The organism is Rothia sp. ND6WE1A, from assembly GCF_001683935.1.
GTDB lineage: Bacteria > Actinomycetota > Actinomycetes > Actinomycetales > Micrococcaceae > Rothia > Rothia amarae.
Genome location: NZ_LXTU01000043.1, coordinates 49,584 through 66,737, shown reverse-complemented (window position 1 = coordinate 66,737; position 17,154 = coordinate 49,584). Strand labels below are relative to the sequence as shown.

Annotated in this window: 17 protein-coding genes; 5 read left to right on the top strand and 12 right to left on the bottom strand. The window is 52.0% G+C overall.

The features are described from left to right. Window positions 1-12 precede the first annotated feature (12 nt). From A7E48_RS10780 to A7E48_RS05820, 4 genes are all read right to left on the bottom strand, one after another. A complete protein-coding gene (locus tag A7E48_RS10780) occupies window positions 13-111 on the bottom strand; it encodes a 30S ribosomal protein bS22 (protein ID WP_005504750.1) in 99 nt (32 codons plus the stop codon). Window positions 112-360: 249 nt separating this feature from the next. Beyond that, on the bottom strand, window positions 361-2,091 hold the full coding sequence (locus A7E48_RS05830) for a FadR/GntR family transcriptional regulator (RefSeq protein ID WP_068170678.1): 1,731 nt from the start codon (window positions 2,089-2,091) through the stop codon (window positions 361-363). 39 nt (window positions 2,092-2,130) lie between these two features. Further along, window positions 2,131-3,120, bottom strand: a complete 990-nt coding sequence (locus A7E48_RS11570) for a metalloregulator ArsR/SmtB family transcription factor (RefSeq protein ID WP_343876458.1) — start codon at window positions 3,118-3,120, stop codon at window positions 2,131-2,133. 160 nt (window positions 3,121-3,280) lie between these two features. Continuing rightward, on the bottom strand, window positions 3,281-4,489 hold the full coding sequence (locus A7E48_RS05820) for an acetoin utilization protein AcuC (protein WP_068170674.1): 1,209 nt from the start codon (window positions 4,487-4,489) through the stop codon (window positions 3,281-3,283). A gap of 134 nt (window positions 4,490-4,623) precedes the next feature. Between A7E48_RS05820 and A7E48_RS05815 the strand changes: the two genes are divergently transcribed. Then, window positions 4,624-6,042: a potassium transporter TrkG gene (locus A7E48_RS05815; protein WP_068170672.1), complete on the top strand. Its 1,419-nt coding sequence runs from the start codon at window positions 4,624-4,626 to the stop codon at window positions 6,040-6,042. 25 nt (window positions 6,043-6,067) lie between these two features. Next, window positions 6,068-6,703 carry a TrkA family potassium uptake protein gene (locus tag A7E48_RS05810; RefSeq protein ID WP_068170748.1) on the top strand — a complete coding sequence of 212 codons (636 nt, stop codon included), beginning with the start codon at window positions 6,068-6,070 and terminating at the stop codon, window positions 6,701-6,703. Window positions 6,704-7,169: 466 nt separating this feature from the next. Here A7E48_RS05810 and proC read toward each other — a convergent pair whose 3' ends face one another. From proC to A7E48_RS05785, 5 genes are all read right to left on the bottom strand, one after another. Further along, window positions 7,170-8,018, bottom strand: a complete 849-nt coding sequence (gene proC / locus A7E48_RS05805) for a pyrroline-5-carboxylate reductase (RefSeq protein WP_068170669.1) — start codon at window positions 8,016-8,018, stop codon at window positions 7,170-7,172. Between the two features lie 10 nt (window positions 8,019-8,028). After that, the gene (locus A7E48_RS05800) at window positions 8,029-8,826 is read right to left on the bottom strand and encodes a sugar phosphate isomerase/epimerase (protein ID WP_068170667.1); all 798 of its coding nucleotides are present in this window, start codon (window positions 8,824-8,826) and stop codon (window positions 8,029-8,031) included. A gap of 114 nt (window positions 8,827-8,940) precedes the next feature. Beyond that, window positions 8,941-11,778, bottom strand: a complete 2,838-nt coding sequence (gene topA / locus A7E48_RS05795; RefSeq protein WP_068170664.1) for a type I DNA topoisomerase — start codon at window positions 11,776-11,778, stop codon at window positions 8,941-8,943. A gap of 327 nt (window positions 11,779-12,105) precedes the next feature. Further along, complete coding sequence (locus tag A7E48_RS05790) at window positions 12,106-12,519, bottom strand: pyridoxamine 5'-phosphate oxidase family protein (RefSeq protein WP_068170661.1); 414 nt, start codon at window positions 12,517-12,519, stop codon at window positions 12,106-12,108. Window positions 12,520-12,529: 10 nt separating this feature from the next. Further along, window positions 12,530-14,128, bottom strand: coding sequence for a methyltransferase (locus tag A7E48_RS05785; protein WP_233126001.1), 1,599 nt, complete (start codon window positions 14,126-14,128; stop codon window positions 12,530-12,532). A 129-nt stretch (window positions 14,129-14,257) separates the two neighbouring features. Here A7E48_RS05785 and A7E48_RS11135 point away from each other — a divergent pair, with 129 nt between their 5' ends. Then, the gene (locus tag A7E48_RS11135; RefSeq protein WP_158004402.1) at window positions 14,258-14,401 is read left to right on the top strand and encodes a GNAT family N-acetyltransferase; all 144 of its coding nucleotides are present in this window, start codon (window positions 14,258-14,260) and stop codon (window positions 14,399-14,401) included. Between the two features lie 123 nt (window positions 14,402-14,524). Continuing rightward, entirely contained in the window at window positions 14,525-14,971 is a 447-nt protein-coding gene (locus tag A7E48_RS05780; RefSeq protein ID WP_068170657.1) for a pyrimidine dimer DNA glycosylase/endonuclease V, read from the top strand. A 29-nt stretch (window positions 14,972-15,000) separates the two neighbouring features. On the opposite strand, the gene A7E48_RS11475 is transcribed toward A7E48_RS05780, so the two are convergent. Next, entirely contained in the window at window positions 15,001-15,126 is a 126-nt protein-coding gene (locus A7E48_RS11475) for a hypothetical protein (RefSeq protein ID WP_255376902.1), read from the bottom strand. 363 nt (window positions 15,127-15,489) lie between these two features. Between A7E48_RS11475 and A7E48_RS11130 the strand changes: the two genes are divergently transcribed. Then, window positions 15,490-15,642 carry a hypothetical protein gene (locus A7E48_RS11130; RefSeq protein WP_158004401.1) on the top strand — a complete coding sequence of 51 codons (153 nt, stop codon included), beginning with the start codon at window positions 15,490-15,492 and terminating at the stop codon, window positions 15,640-15,642. 97 nt (window positions 15,643-15,739) lie between these two features. On the opposite strand, the gene A7E48_RS05775 is transcribed toward A7E48_RS11130, so the two are convergent. Both A7E48_RS05775 and A7E48_RS05770 read right to left on the bottom strand, forming a co-directional pair. After that, a complete protein-coding gene (locus tag A7E48_RS05775) occupies window positions 15,740-16,222 on the bottom strand; it encodes a GyrI-like domain-containing protein (RefSeq protein ID WP_068170653.1) in 483 nt (160 codons plus the stop codon). A gap of 15 nt (window positions 16,223-16,237) precedes the next feature. Then, window positions 16,238-17,137, bottom strand: a complete 900-nt coding sequence (locus tag A7E48_RS05770; protein WP_083147227.1) for a rhodanese-related sulfurtransferase — start codon at window positions 17,135-17,137, stop codon at window positions 16,238-16,240. Window positions 17,138-17,154 lie beyond the last annotated feature (17 nt).

The following is a 17,154-nucleotide window of genomic DNA, read 5'->3' as shown; positions in this document are numbered from 1 at the left end:
GCTGACAAGAATTTACTTCTTGTTGCGACGCTGGTGGCGGGTCTTACGGAGAAGCTTACGGTGCTTCTTCTTGGACATACGCTTGCGGCGCTTCTTGATAACTGAACCCATTGGATTCACCTCACTTAACAATTAACACCCAGCCACTTTGCCCGCTAGGGCGAGTAAAGCGTTAGCTAAGCCGGGTTGCGGTTTATACCGGTATAAACGCTTCATAAAAACCAAAATAGGCACAACAGTGCCTAAACGGTTGAAAAACGCTCTCTGTATAGCGTACAAGCAATCTGTGAATTTTCCGCATTCTGCTACGAAATGAGAGGATTTTCTCGTTCTGGGCGAAACCGGCAGGTCATCCCATCGCTAGCGTTTCCGCTTCTTTTTATTCTGGCTCTTTTTATTAATCGTAAAAGAATCCGAGAGACTTGCCTGCTCTTTGACTTTCTTGGTCTTCGGATCTCTGGGGGTTTCGTCGATAATTTCTGGTGCGAGGTGATCTTCATTAGCAAAGACGTACCCCTCAGGAGCTTGAGGTTGCACTGGCTCCGGGAAATCTTCTCGTTCTGCGGAAAAATCCTCTGAGACAGTTTCCTCTGCTGAATATTCAGGGGAAACGTCTGTAGAAGAACCTGCAGGAGGTTCTTCCTCGACGGGAGTGTTGAGCTCTTCAGAGGTATTTTCTTCTTGCGAGTTTTCTTTCTCCTGCGCAGAAGTGCTGGCGTTGGAATTCTTGCCCAGCCCTAACCAGCCCCGGAGACGGCGCGGTTTTTTAGGAGTAGGGGTCTCAGCTTCAAGAGCCGGTTCCTCGGGCTCCACCTCCTGAGCCGCAACTGACTCAATCTGAGGCTCTTCTGGCGAAGAAGCTGCTACATTCCCTTCTTCACTTAGTTGCGCTATTCGTTGTAAACGCTCTTGCTCCGCTAATTCGCGTGCCTCTGCGGATTCAGGCTCGGAGGGAGTTGAAACGGCAGGCTGAGAACGATTAATAGGTTTAATGACGGTCGCATGAACCGCAGAACTCACCACGCCGCGACGCCGGCGAGAGGAACCTGCCGAAGACTTCTGGTCTGCAACTGCAATGAAATTTGCCGACGTGGTGGATCGCTGATGAGTAATCATTTCAGCGGATTCTGAGGTCTTGGCTGATTCGGCATCTTGAGCGGTCTCGCTATCTTCTGATTCCTCATTTTCAGCACTTCTGGGGGCTGAATCGACTAAAGAAGATCGGTGCTCGTAGGCCTGGCGACCATTTGCATGAGCGGGAGCCCCAATATTCTCTAATGCCTCAATAAGCGAGGATGCCACGGGAACTTCCCAATCCTGAGGAATCAGGTCGTCCTGCTCTACCTCCACAGGGGCTATGGACGCGCGGGTGCCGGGAAGATCGTTGACCACCTCGGTTGCCTCGTCCAAGTCTATGCCCGCTTCAGAATACTGGCGCTCTATAGTCGAAATAACCAGCTGGCTAGCCATTTCTACATCGCCAGCCTGCAACGCAGCCAAAATAGCCTGGTGTTCAGCTCGCAGGCGAATAGCAGTAGCGCTCCACAGCGGAACTTTGCCCATAATCGACAGCAAATATTCGTAGATGGGTTCGCGCATTGAGGTCATCAGACCAGCCAGAAGCTGATTGCCTGAAAGCTTGGTGAGAGCGATATGAAAGTCAACTTCGTACTGGTGAAATTCTTGGGGCAAAATGCCCTCTCGTTGCATGCTTGTGAGAATGCTTTCAAGCTCCTCCAACACGGGGCTACTAGGAATAGCATGGCGCACAGCCCACGATTCCAGCAGGATACGAGTTTGCACAATATCGCGCATAGGATGACGAGAGCTCGACATATGTAGGCGCAAAGCCGGTGCGGCCGAGACAAAGGGCTCACTCACCAGACGAGCGATGATGGTCTTGCGCTTACCCTCGTAGAGTCGCAAAATACCCATAATTTCCAGCTGTTTTAGCGCTTCACGAGTACTGGAATGGCTGGCATGGATAATGTTGGCTAGTTTGCGATCATCGGGCAAATTTTGCCCTAGTTCAAGGCGACCCTCAAACAATTCAGTTTCAAGCCAGGTAAGAATTTTTCGGTTTACAGACATGAACGGCTTCTATAGTCTTTCCAGAAAAGAGGGTGGGTATTAGCGAGAACGACGTCGTCCCCAGCGAGAGAGCGTAGCGAACAATCCTCGATGTTCTTCCTCGCGGCGGGAGCTATCCTGCTCAGCGGCAGTCGGCAAACCGGGTAGCTCCTGAATATGCGGCGACGATTCTGGTGAAGATTCAGCAACGTGTGGCTCTTCCTCTAAGCCGTCTGAGCCGTGCTCATCCGCATCGAGGGCAGAAGCTGCAGGTGCTTCAACTTCTTCGAGTTCGCTGTCTTTTTGCTCCATCCCAGCGGTGTCTTCCTGCGGGGTAAGGGACAGATTTGTTTCTCGCGGCGTCTCTGCTTCTGGTTCTGGGTGAACACCAGGCTCAGCAGATTGGGAAGACTTGGGCACCTCTTCTGACACGGTTTTCCCTGGCAGAGCTTCCTGCGAAGTCTTCTCTGAAGGCTTCAAAGGAGTGAAAGGTTGCGGCACAAAAGGTTTGAGCGGGGAGAAGCTAATAGCAGCGCTGGAGTGTCTGGGCTGATGAGACACGTACGGTCCCCCTTCTGCACCCATGTCGAATTGAGATCGCTCTGAAGGTTCGGCTTGCTGTGGCTCTTCGCGATTCTCAGGCACCTCGGCTTCAGCGGTAGGTTCTGAATCTTCAGCTAAGTCCGTACCAGTGTCTTCTGCAGTTTTTTCTACAGAAGCAGTCTGAGCGACGGGCAAGGGGGATTCGGGGATCTGTTCAACAGATTCGGGGGAAGCGTTGGTCTGCTCATCAGCGGAAGAAAGGCTCTCTATCCACAGCGAAACTTTTGCAAGTGGTGCTGGGGTCAGTGAATAGTAGCGCTTCTGACCGGCTGCTTGAGTCTCAACTAAACCGGCGGTTCGAAGAACTTTCAGGTGCTTTGAGACTGTGGGCTGACTGACTTCCAGCTCATCCACCAAATCACCTACTGCACGCTGCCCGGAAGACAAGGTGCGCAGAATTTGGCGACGAGTCGGATCTGCGATAACTGCAAAAACGTCATCAATCATAAGCACAATAATTACATATATACCCGACGGCGAATGCATAGACACTGCGAAGTTTCGAATTCTCCTTAAAGTTTTAGGAGAGCTCTCAGAATTGTTTTAGACTTCAACTCCACTTGGCTTTATTCCGCTGGGATTATATGTACACAGTGCCTTAATGCGTTTAGTCATACCAGGGATCAAGGCCCCAGTGGGGGAAGACTTCCTTACGCGTTGCCATGACCGTTCGATCCGTTTCATCTGCCGGATTGAAACCGATTTCCCACGAACTCCACCACAAATCCGTAAAATCACCCATCACAGTAGGGGCACGAGTTCCGTACTTTTCCAACATGTATTCTTGCCACGATGTGGGGGTATGCAGTTGAACACCCAGCGGGGAGCCTGCAGCGATTGCCATCAGGTGGGTCCATGCCCGAGGAACCGCATCATAAATCGAATACCCTCCCCCGCCGGTGGCGATCCATCTACTTTCACAGAGCTCGTCCGCCAAGACAGACACATATCCTGCTATTTCCCGCTGGCATTCGATGCTAATTCCCAAATGGGACATATCATCGCTGAAGTGGGAATCGCACCCGTGCTGGCTGACGATAACTTCTGGCTGAAAGGCTCGCAATATCGCAGGGATTACCGCGTCGAAGGCGCGAATCCAGTCGGAATCGCTTGCGTTCTCTGGCATCGCCACGTTGATTGAAGTGCCGCTGGCGATTCCTTCGGGGCCTGACTCGTTGCAGAACCCAGTGCCGGGAAACAGTTTCATTCCCGTTTCGTGCATGGATATGGTCATCACGTTGGGGTTATCCCAAAAGATGCTCTGCGTGCCATCGCCGTGGTGGGCGTCGACGTCGATGTACGCCACGCGCTTAACCCCCTGATCGAGTAGGTGCTGGATAGCCACCGCACAATCGTTATAGATACAAAACCCGCTGGCATGGTTGCGGGCAGCATGGTGCATCCCTCCGCCGAAATTCACCGCATGAACTGCAGAGCCATTCAAAATCATTTCTGCGGCTTGATAACTGCCACCAGCCAAACGCGCACTAGCCTCGTGGATGCCCGCATATCCCGGAGTATCCTCGGTTCCCAACCCACAGTCTTCAATGGTGAGTTGAGGGTTAGCACTGACAGCTTTTACTTCATCAATATATTTCTGGTCGTGGGCAAGGCAGAGAACCGAGTCCCCGGCAACTTCAGGCTCTTCGACATTCACTTGAGGAAGATCAAAAATACCTAGGTCTGAAGCCAGGCGAGCGGTAGCGTCCAGACGACTGGGATGCATGGGGTGGTAGTCACCGAAAAAGTATTCGCCCATGCTGGAGCCCCAAATGATGCCCGTGGGCACAGGGTGGCATCGATTAGTGAAGCTCATAACCCAACCTCTTACTAGTAATGTTTCTCACAGTTAATACTAAACACACCCTACTCTTTCTGAGCGCCTATGCCACTTTTTGACGAGGCAGACTAAGCTAAATAACGCCAAAACCGCTAGGAAAGGAGGCGAAATTGAGCTCAAACCGCTTAGAGAGCGAATTTGATGCCACAGAAGGTAGAGATCGTTTTTTTCAATTCTTAACTGGTATCCGTGACCTGATCGACCGCACCGTGGGCAGCTCGCCCTCTCGCATGGCAATTTTCGCCTTCGGCATCGTCATTATTTTCTTCACCGTGATGCTCATGTTGCCGCTTTCCTCTAACGACGGTCACGCAGTCGCATTCCACCATGCCCTGTTCACAGCGACCTCTGCCGTGACCGTGACTGGATTGACCACGGTCTCGACTGCCCTTCAATGGTCATTTTTCGGCCAACTTATGATCCTTTTCGCCTTCCAAATTGGCGGACTCGGTACGTTGACCATGACGTCACTGCTCGCCATGGCAGTCGGCAGAAAACTCGGATTACGTTCCAAGCTGATTGCCCAGGAAGCAATGAATATCGGTAAACTCGGCGAGCTGGGTTCGGTGCTGAAAACGGTCGCGGTCACTTCTATTACTTTTGAAGCGGTCATTGCCCTGGTTCTCATTCCGCGTTTCATGCTGTTAGGCGAGTCAGTTTTCCAAAGCATCTGGCATGGAATTTTTTATTCCGTTTCTGCTTTCAATAACGCCGGCTTTACCCCGCACAGCGATGGTCTAGTCCCCTATGGACATGATTTATGGTTGCTGTTACCTCTGTGCATCGGCGTTTTCATTGGCTCGCTGGGCTTTCCCGTTATTCTGGTCATCCAGCAGAATCCCTTCCGATTCAACCGCTGGAACCTCACCACCAAACTCACGATGATTGGCACAGTCACCCTTCTCGTATTGGGCGCGGTTTTATGGGGCTTCTTCGAATGGTCTAATGCCAAAACTATCGGTTCTTTAGGCATGGGAGACAAGCTGTTGAACTCGTTCTTTGCCTCGATAATGACACGCTCTGGCGGCTTCAACCTGGTAGATATGAACGATGCTAACCCCATCACGCTTCTGATTACCGATGTGCTCATGTTCATTGGCGGCGGTTCAGCGTCTACCGCCGGCGGCGTCAAAATTACCACCATCACCGTAGTTATCCTTGCGGTCATCGCCGAAGCACGAGGCGACCAGTTCGTCGTCGCTTTCAATAGAACAATTCCCGATTCGGTTCTGCGCATCGCTATCTCGGTCATCATGATGAGCGCGATCATCGTTTTTCTCGGCACCGCCGCCATCGTCTTCATCACCGGCGAGAGCCTGGACCGGGTGCTCTTTGAGGTCATCTCCGCCTACGCTACCTGTGGCCTCTCCGTGGGACTCTCAGCATCCCTTCCGCCATCCTGTATCTATGTCTTAACTGCCCTTATGTTCGTCGGACGTATCGGCATCATTACAGTAGCGACCGGCCTTGCGCTACGTTCGCGTCGCCGTCTCTACAAATACCCAGAAGAAAGGCCCATCATTGGCTGATCGCAACAAAAACAACGTGCCCGTTATGGTCATTGGGTTAGGCCGCTTCGGTGCCGCTACAGCAGCCCAACTCAAACGGCAGAACAAAGAGGTTCTGGCGGTAGAAAAAGATCCCGTTCTCGTTCAGAAATGGTCAGGTTTGCTCACCCACGTGGTCGAAGCCGATGCTACGGATATCGACGCCCTGCGCCAACTGGGAGCAACAGACTTCACCGCTGCCGTCGTGGGGGTTGGAACTTCGGTGGAAGCATCGGTTCTCATTACAGCAAACCTGGTTGACCTAGGAATTGAGCGAATCTGGGCTAAAGCAATCACACCGTCCCACGGAAAGATTCTCTCCCGTATTGGGGCGCACAACGTCATATTCCCCGAAGCAGATGCAGGACGACGCGCGGCGCACCTGGTCTCCGGGCGTCTTTTAGACTACATCGAGTTTGATGATGACTTCGCGATCGTCAAAATGCGCCCGCCCAAGGAGACTCAGGGATTCACTTTGGCAGAATCCGATGTGCGCAGTAAGTACGGCGTCACTATCGTTGGAGTGAAGACTCCCGGCGATGATTTTACGTACGCAACACCGAGTACCAAAGTTTCTAGCCGGGATTTGTTGATTGTCTCCGGTCAGGTGGATTTACTAGAACGTTTTGCTGATCGCCCCTAAAATTCTTTGGTTTTTTCTACGGGTTTAAACCACCTAGTCACAACCAACTTGTCCGAAGAAAATCTACATAACTAGCATTTTTGCTAAAAAAACGTCAAATATTTTCTGTTTTTGTATTGGCAATATGCCCTCAAGGTGCTTATGATGGAGTCACCTCTAAAGGTGCGAGTGATTACTGAACGGATTGCGAACCCGTTCAAATCAGTTTAGGACTCTCGACAAAGAGCCGGCATCCCCTAAGCCGGACGTTGAGACAACAAAACTGGAATGCAAACTTTCGAGTGAGCATTCAGGAAAGCTTCGACTGATTCCCTACAGTCGAAGCTTTCTTTTTTAACTTATGTCGAAGAGACTAACCAGGCACAGCCCAAGGTGAACTGGCTGGGTCTGGCGTGAATCACCTCAATGAGCGCCAGCGAATTCAGGTGAGAAGGTTAGTTTCCCGTTGCTGTGCCTAGTTAGCAAGTTACTTGTTATATTCCTGGCTCATCTCGGCAGATTTCTGCGCGTTGGCTGTCATGGCACGCAACGTAAGCTCTTCGATACCGCCCTCCTGAAAAGCCTTAATAGCTTGTTCTGTGGTTCCACCTGGGCTGGTAACAGCTTTGCGGAGATCCTCAGGATTAGGGTCTTTTTCTAGAAGTGCTCCTGCGCCTGCCACGGTGGTTGAGGCGAGATTTTTAGCCAGTTCTTCGTCAATCCCCAGTTCCATACCTGCTTTCTTCATGCATTCTGCTAGCAGGAAGGCGTAGGCGGGACCCGAGCCAGAGAGGGCGGTGACGGCATCCATCTGTTCTTCTTCTACCTGGAAAACCATTCCGACTGCTCCGAGGATTTCCTCTGCCAGTTTGCGTTGCTCAGCGGTGACGGTTGAACCTGCAGAATATGCAAGGGCACCTTTGCCTACGCGCGCGGGAGTATTAGGCATGCAGCGAATGACAGGTTGTTTTTTCCCTGCCGCTTTTTGGAGGGAATCCAGTGAAACGCCCGCGGCAACGGAAATCACCACGGTTTCCTCGTCCAGCGCGTCTTTGAGAGATTCAAGGACATCCAGGATGTCGTAGGGCTTCACTCCAAGCAAGACTGCCGCAGCGCCTTGAACAGCTTTCTGGTTGGCATCTGCGGACACCTCAGAGGAAAAGACCTCTACCCCTTCTGCTTCTTCTCCCAGCTTCTCTGGAAGCTCCTGAGCGCTTTTGGCGCTGTGGACGGTAGCACGCACGTTCTGGGCAGGAAAGCCACTAGCTAATAGTCCTGATGCAATGGCTCCATTCATGGAGCCAGTACCAATAAAAGTTACAATTTTCTCGCTCATCATCTCTCCTTTATGATCTGCCCAAGTGGCGGTGTGCAAACTGCAAAGTCTCATGCAACATATCATCTCGACGAGTTGCGCTCTTACCCTTGGTTGAGATTTCAGCGCAGACGACGCCGTTCCACTTCTTCTCTGCCAAATATTCGAGAGTCTCAGCTACCGGCTGCGACCCGTATCCGGGCATGAGATGCTCGTCCATGACCTTGTCCCCACTACCATCTGTCAGATGCACGTGCCCTAGGCGGTCTCCAATTTTCTTCACGAATTCTAACGAATCTACCTTGGCTGCGGCAGCATGGGAGAAATCCCACGTCATCCAGTCATAGTCAAACCGCGTCGGATCCCAGTGAGGGGCATACATTTCTACTTCCTGCCCAGCAGCACTCCACGGGTACATATTCTCTACAGCGATTTTGACGCCCTCTGCCTGCGAAATTTCGCGTACGCCCTCCACGAAGTTCTTGGCATACGCTTTTTGCCAACGGAAAGGTGGGTGAGCAACAATGACGTTCGCGCCCACATCATTGGTCATTTTCGCTGCCATCTGCATCTTGTTCCAGGCACGACCCCACACCTGCTGGGTAAGCAGAAGAGTAGGCGCGTGGATGGCAGAGATAGGAATCTGAAACTTTTGCACTAGCTCCAAGAGATCGTGGGGTTCTTGGGAAAGTGCGTTTCCGGTAATCATGACTTCCACGCTGTCATACCCTAAATCGACCGCCGTCGAAAAGGTCTCGGGAACGCTGGGCGGAAAGAGGCACGACGTAGAAAGCGCTACCTCTATTTGATGATTCTGCGTACTATCCATCGTGGTCTCCTTGGCGATTTGCATCAGCGTAACTGCACATTAACATTATCGGTTAAAAGTGTAAGCACCCTTCCTGAAAAGGAAGGGTGCTTGATACTGACAGAAGAAAACTAATTATTCAGCAGTTTTCTTCGCCGGAGCTTTTTTCGCCGGCGCCTTTTTGGCAGCGGGTTTCTTTGTTGCTGTCTTCTTAGCTGGAGCCTTCTTGGCAGGGGCTTTCTTTGCTGTCGTTTTGCGTTTGACCGGACCCTTAGCACGTTTTTCTGCTAGAAGCTCTACCGCGCGTTCGTGCGTTACCGACTCTATAGTTTCGCTGCGGGGAACCGTAATGTTGGTGACGCCGTCGGTGATGTAGGGACCAAAGCGGCCGTCCTTAATCACGATCTTTTTCTCAGAAACCGGGTCAACGCCCAGCTCAGCCAGAGGTGGCTTAGCAGTGCCACGACCACGCTGCTTAGGCTGAGAATAAATTTCTTTCGCCTGCTCCAACGTGATAGTGAAAATCTCTTCTTCAGAACCCAGCGAACGCGAATCGGTGCCCTTTTTCAGGTAAGGACCAAAACGACCGTTCTGCACGGTAATATCGTTGCCCTCTTCGTCCTGCCCCAGAACGCGGGGAAGGTTCATCAACTTGAGAGCATCTTCCAGAGTTACCGTGGCAAGGTCCATCGACTTGAACAGTGAACCTGTGCGGGGCTTTTCAGGCTTGGGCTTCTTCTTCGGTTTAGCCCGCCCGTTCTTGTAGTACTCGGTGGGCTGCTCATCCATCCACTTCTGGATGTCTTCTTCGCTCATCTCGGGGATTACTTCGGTGACGTACGGGCCGTATCGGCCATCCCTGGCGACGATAGTTCGGCCGGTCTCCGGGTCTACACCGAGCTCCCGCCCGTCTGATTTACCCTTTTCGATGAGTTCAGCTGCTTTTTCAGCGGTGAGTTCATCGGGAGCCATATCGGATGGAACGTTAGCGCGGATGGGATCGGTAATTTCACCGGTCTCAGTATTAATTTCGCCGCCCATTTCAAGGTAAGGGCCGAATTTGCCTACGCGCAGGGTAATGCCGTCTGCGATCTCAATAGAGTTAATGGCACGCGCGTCAATATCTCCCAAGTTATCGACGATAGGCTTGAGACCCTTTTTGTCTTCTCCACCAAAGTAGAACTCCCCCAGCCAATGAGGACGATTTTCCTCGCCCCGGGCAATACGGTCGAGGTCTTCTTCCATTGCTGCGGTGAACTCGTAGTCCACATAGCGGTTGAAGTGCTCTTCGAGCAGGCGAACCACAGAGAACGCCGTCCAGGAAGGAACCAGCGAACCTGAGCGGTTGTTGACGTAACCGCGGTCCATGATGGTAGAAATCGTGGCTGCATAGGTCGAGGGGCGACCAATCCCAAGCTCGTCGAGTGCCTTCACCAAAGAAGCTTCGGTGTAGCGAGGAGGTGCTGTAGTGTCATGCCCTACAGCCTGAATATCGGATGCGCTCAGGGCATCCTTTTCTGCCAGCTGAGGAAGGCGCTTCTCACCCTTTACCTCTTCGGTTTTGGATTCTGCCCGAGTGGCGTCGCGTCCTTCTTCATAAGCTGCAAGGAAACCTCGGAAGGTGATCACGGTGCCGGACGCTGAGAATTCGGCGTCGCGACCATCGGATGCCTGGGCACCCAGTTTGATAGAAGCGGTCGAACCCTTGGCATCTGCCATTTGGGATGCAACGGTGCGCTTCCAAATAAGCTCGTAGAGACGGAACTCATCAGGGCTCAGCGCGCTCTTCACCTGGCTCGGAGTGCGGAAGGAATCACCTGCGGGGCGGATTGCCTCGTGAGCTTCCTGAGCATTTTTCGACTTTGATGCATAGTTACGAGGTGAACTCGGCACAAATTCAGCACCGTACAGCTCATTCGCCTGTGTACGAGCCGCATTAATCGCCTGGGTAGAGAGCGCCACCGAGTCGGTACGCATATAGGTGATATAGCCGTTTTCATACAGGCGCTGAGCTACCTGCATCGTAGAACGGGAAGAAAAACGTAGCTTGCGAGCAGCTTCCTGTTGCAAAGTAGAAGTGGTAAAAGGAGCCGCTGGACGGCGGGTATAAGGCTTGGTTTCAACCGAGCGAACGGCAAAAGTCGAATCCTTCAGAGCCTCTGCAAGAGAGTGCGCATTCGCCTCATCGAGATGAGCCACCTTAGCTTTGGACGCCGCCTTAAGCACGCCGTCGTCGCCAAAATCCTTACCCGTTGCCACGCGAGCGCCGTCTATCGCCGAGAGTTTAGCGGTGAATTCTTCCTGCTTTGCCGTAGAAAATGTACCGGTCAAATCCCAGTAATTAGCCGATCGGAAAGCCATACGCTCGCGCTCGCGCTCAACCACCAAACGAGTTGCAACAGACTGTACACGACCTGCCGAAAGACCGCGGGATACCTTACGCCACAGCACTGGTGAAAGCTCATATCCATAGAGACGATCAAGCACACGGCGGGTTTCCTGCGCGTCCACTAAGTCCTGATCGATATCACGTAATTCACCGAAAGCACGCTCTACAGCTTCACGAGTAATTTCTGGGAACGTCAAACGATACACAGGAACCTTGGGCTTGAGCACCTGCAAAAGATGCCACGCAATTGCTTCGCCTTCGCGGTCCCCATCGGTTGCCAGATAGAGGGCGTCTGCCTCTTTCAGCTTGCGCTTCAGTTCGGTAACTTTCTTCTTTTTATCAGGATTCACCTGATAGTAGGGTTCAAAGTTATCTTCCAAATCAACCGCAAACTTGCCCACCGGCGACTTCTTCAACTCTTCAGGTAATTCTGAGGGCTGAGGAAGATCGCGGATATGACCCATTGAGGATTCAACCTCAAAGGCATCACCGAGGTAGCCGCTAATAGTCTTCACCTTAGACGGCGACTCTACGATGAGTAGGGATTTACCGTGGTTTGCAGTGGCCTTGGCAGTGGTGGGCACAGCGCTCCTTGAAAATGGTCTCTGGTATATATTGCTCAACAATAGCGCACATTGACTGGCAAAAGTTGAGTGGGTGGGTAGATAGCTCCAGGGCGGTCACTACATTCAAAGAACTCTGCACCGCAAGTTGAACCTCACCCGTTGATGTAGCTGAGACTATTCAAAAGTGTCCTCAGTCCCCAGGCAAGCACAGCACCGGTGAACTAACCTTCTCACCGAGTTCGCTGGCGCTCACTAGGTGATTCATGCCAGACCCAGCCAGTTCACCTTAGTGCTGTGCTTGCCTGGCTCCTCATATATTGAATAAATCTCAACAAAACCGTAACACTAACCGAGGATTCTGAGCTCTCGCCCCGATATAGATTCCGGTGTCACTACCACCCAATTCATGTTCTCCCCGCTGTCTATCCGCACGTCATCCAGCACAGCAGGATTAATCGGCATCTCATGAAAATGCCATTCGGCAGTTCCGTGTACAATCACCGATTTCACGGTATCGCTACGTGCCTCATCAATCTCAAAAGCAACCTGGCGGCTCACCACAATAGAGCTAAAATTTTCACCCGCTTTGGACTGAAAATAGATACGTCCTTGATACACGGCGTATTTCACGGTCAGAATATCTATCTTGTTTCCCGACCGCAGAGCGAGTCTACCGATGCTGTGCGCGTTGAGAAGCGCCCAGCAGGTCTCTTCGTTGAGATCGGTGAGCGGATGGTCGTTCGGTGTTGGGTCTACCATGGAAGTTAGTCTAGTTCCCCGCATCTATTCTCAGGAAACCTTTGAGGATCAACTCACGAATGTGACCTAAGAGTTCCTGCCGCTCGGAATCGCCGTCCCACCCTAGGAGTGCTTCTAAAGCGCCGACGATTTGCCCCACCGAAAGTTCGCCGTCGCAGGCGGAAACGAAGCCGGCAGTCGCCGTTGACTCCAAGATAGTTCGACGCAGACCTGCTCCTTCGCGCAGCAAAATCACACCGGGATGTTCAGCGCCTGGTTCGGTATGTCGTTCTTCGGTGACGTCGGGCGCCACCATGAGATGAAGGGAAAGAAGTTCCTCATCGCTGAGGTGAGCTGAAGAATCGAAAAGCTCGATTGCTTCGGTCATAAACGGTCCCAAGGGCTGCTGGATGGGGTAAGTGATTTCCTCGAACCGGCGTAATAAGGGCTCGGGAGCGTCTTTTGCGGGGCGGCGTAGCCAAATCATGCCAAAACCAATCGCGCTGACCGAGCGTGCAGAAAAATCAAGCAGGTACCGGCGGTAAGACGCCTCAAAGGCAGCCCTATCTGCGGTTTCACTCGAATCGCGCAGCCAGGTTTCGGCATACTGCTCGGGGGTAAGCTCTTCGCGCTGAATAAACCATACCTCCATGGAGTCGCCAACCCACTGGCGGGGGCGTTCGTCCCACTCTTTTTGTTCCTCAGAATCACCGGGGATTTCCCAGTTACCCAGCATCTGCGCGGTGCCGCCGTCGTTGAGTACAGTTCCGAGCTGGCGAACTAAAGTAGAAACAATTTGGTCCCCTGCCATACCGCCATCGCGATAGGTAAATTGGGATGCGGCGTTTTCTCCTTCACTGCGCGGGGTAATAACGAAGGGAGGGTTGGACACTACTAGATCGAATTTTTCACCCTCTACGGGCTCGAGTAAAGACCCCAGCTTGAGGATGACTCGATCGTCCGGCTGCTGAGGGTCGATCCCCAATGCCGAAGCGTTGAGTAAAAGGTTAAAAGCGGTAAACCCCAAAGCCCGCTCGGATATATCTGTAGCAGTGACGTGTTCACAGTGGCTCAGCAAGTGAAAGGTCTGAATCCCACAGCCGGTTCCTAAATCAAGTGCTCGCTGAGCAGCCTGACGTTCGGTGAATTGAGCAAGACTTCTCGACGCATGTCCGATTCCCAGGACGTGGTCCTTGCGCAAGGTACCACGGCGGATGTGAGCTGGAAGGTCTGAAGCCACCCAGATATCGACGCCGTCGTCTGCTGAATGAGGGCGTATATCTACCGAAGCGCGGAAAGTTGATTCGGCTGTCTCTGCAATATTTGGCTCGGCAACACCTAAGGAGCGCAGTAGTGTTGCGGCGTTACCTGAGTTGCTGTTCAGTGCCTGGTCAAGCTCGGATGCAGTGAGTGGGTTTCCCAGCAGAAAGAAAGAAACAAGTAAGGCGAGCGCGACCTCTTGCTCAGATAAATCTGCGGAATCGGTAAGTTTCTCTATCTGTAGCTGTGCGGGCACTATCTGATCGCGCTGTAAAGCCGCGTAGGCACCATCGCCTATGAGGGTAGCAATCGCCTCTTGAGAATAATTAGCGGCCCGTAAACCTTCAGCGAATTGCTGAAGAGCGGGCAAATCAGTACTTTGGGGTGCGCCTGGAACACAAGAAAAATCAGAGATAGTCACAGTCTTATTGTGGCACAGTAGACCACACGTTTTGGAAGAGTAACACCGCTGAAACACTCCCCTGCTAGCCTTGCATTTATGAGCATTTCACTTCGTCACGCCAACGAAAAAGACATACTTGCTATTAACGCCATCTACAACGAGGGTGGCGTAGGAACTACTGCCAGCTACGATCTCGAACCGCTCACGGTAGAAGATCAGACACGCTGGTGGGAGGGGTAACAGGCAGGTCATGGTGGCAGTAGATGAGCATGATGCGGTGGCCGGTTTTGCTTACCTCAGCGACTTTAAACTTGTGCTTCTGACGCACACTCTTTATTCCACTCACCCTCAGGAGATGTCATAATGCGTATCTGGTCAATCCACCCGTCGCTCTTGGATTCGAAGGGGCTGGTTGCGTGCTGGCGCGAAACCCTCCTTGCCCAAAAAGTGCTCCAGGGGCTCACGCGAGGCTACACCAACCATCCCCAGCTTCACCGCTTTCGCACGACGTCGAACCCTTTAGAGGCTATCGCGAGTTACCTTCACGGTCTGTGCGACGAAGCAGACTCACGTGGCTACCATTTTGACCGTTCAAAGATTGCGGGCATTGCGCAGCTTGAAAAGCCTCTCATTCCCGTAACCGTGGGGCAAGCAGAGTACGAGCTTGCTTTTTTGATGCAGAAAGTCGAAAAGCGGGATGAAAAGTGGTTTGCTGAGCATCTTCACGGACTAGAGAAACCAGCGCTTCACCCGCTTTTCTTCATCGTTCCCGGCGGTATTGAACCGTGGGAGAAAGTGAAAGACATTTAGCTTTCCTGCGCTTATAGTTCAGGGGAGATTTAATCTTCCACCGCTACAGACCCAAGATGCCTCAGCATCTGCAAATCTTTAAGGACGACGTCGCCCAACGGCTCCTCGCGGACTCGTCCCGTAAGGCTAAACCCCTGCCTTTCATTAAATCTCAACTAATGCCCGCGCGTCTTGGACCTGAGCATCGCGAATGAAGTAATCCATGAGCACAAACTAACAGAGCGTTCCGCCCCCGTCTATCAGGTTTCTCCATCATTTTCTCCTAGTCTGGGTAAAACCCGAAAATATAATAAAAATAGAGCCCAGCAATATTTATATGCATCAATACTCCCTCTGCTCAATATTTCAAATTCTTACCAAGTTGCGTTATGGCTTGTCAGAAGCATATTTTTCCGGACTAGGGGTGCTCAATCTAAAAGATAGAGGTATGACTGCATGCGGTAAAAAAATTTATTCCTTCCGCCGTAATTTTCATTACCGACTAGTAATAACAGCAAATTATCCAGTAGACTGACCTTATGGCAGATGCTCAGAATATTGAAAACATTGAAAAGTCAATTGCTGACTGGCAGGCGCGGCTTGCAAATGGTACTTCTCCTGTCTCCCCCGAGATAGTCGAAGAAATCCTTAACAAGCTCCAAGCGGACCTCCAATCCGCAAAGAACGCTTAGTTGCTCCGCATCTACCTTCTGAAGTCACTTTTAGGCACCTTTAAATGACTGTGACCGTGTGTTTAGGGATACACGGTCACAGCTGTTTAACAAAGCATTAGGCGCGATGTGGTTGAACCTCAAGTCCGGACACTGCACTCCACAGATACATCCGATAATCCTCAGACTCACGATTACCCGGCCCATACACCTCAAGATTGACACCCGTGGGCTCAGCCCCCTTGGCAGGAATAAACTCCGAGTGAAGATACTCGAAACCGGGCTTAATGCAATCGGGTACGGCTCCCTGCACGAGCACTGTGGCATACATTGCTGCAGGCACCACCACACCGGTAAGTCCTAACGCAGAAACTTCAGCGATACCCTTCACCATAAAACCAGCGGTATAGGTGAAACCGGTGTCGTCGGCGTCGGGCATCATCACGCCCACCGCCTGCAACTTCTCACAAGCCTGAACCTGTTCCGGGCTTAACTGGGCGAATAAATCCTGCCACACCCGCGTAAAATCGCTCTGCGGTGTAGCCCGAATCGTCTTACCCGCTACCAGAAACGTACCGTATTCAATGAGCGCGGTTTCCATAAACTCCTACTGCGTTTACTGAGCCTGAACAGGTTCTGGGTCGCTCTGCATTGCCTCACGCTTAGCCTGAGATTTCTCAATGCAGCTATCGCACAGCAAAACTAGCGCGCGCCCGCCCATATCATCAAGGTTTTCAAACTTATTCGCCGGGGCACCGCAGTGCTCACACTCGCCAATAGTGAGAGTATCGGGAGAGAAATTCATCGTCATGCGCTTATCGAATATATAGAGAGAACCTTCCCAGAGTCCCGAATCCCCATACTTCTCGCCGTAGCGAACGATGCCGCCATCAATCTGATAAATCTCTTTGAACCCGCGGTTCTTCATCAGCGCCGAAAGAATTTCACAGCGGATACCACCGGTGCAGTACGTAATAACGGGTTTGTCCTTCAAATCGTCATACTTACCCGATTCGATTTCCTTGATGAAATCGTGGGTGGTGTTGACGTCGGGAACAATCGCGTTCTTGAATTTACCGATTTTTGCCTCGTAGGCGTTGCGACCATCAAAGAAGACCACGTCATCACGCTCTTCAACCAGCTTGTTTACCTCTTCGGGCTTCAAATGGATGCCACCGCCGACCACGCCGTTTTCATCCACCTTCAACTCATCCGGGGCACCAAACGCCACGATTTCATCGCGGGCACGCACCGACAGTTTGGGGAAGTCAGCCGAACCACCGTCGGACCACTTAAGTTCCAACTTTCCGAACCCAGGGTACTGGCGGGTAGTTTTGCCGTACTGTTTGAGGGCATTAACGTCGCCACCGAGAGTGCCGTTGATTCCGTGTTTGGAAATGAGGATTCGCCCTGTCAGACCCAACTTTTCGCACAAAGCACGCTGCCAGAGCATGACGGCGGTGGGGTCGGTGATAGGAGCAAAGCAGTAATACAGGATAATTCGTTCTTGAGCCACGGTTACCATTCTAGTCT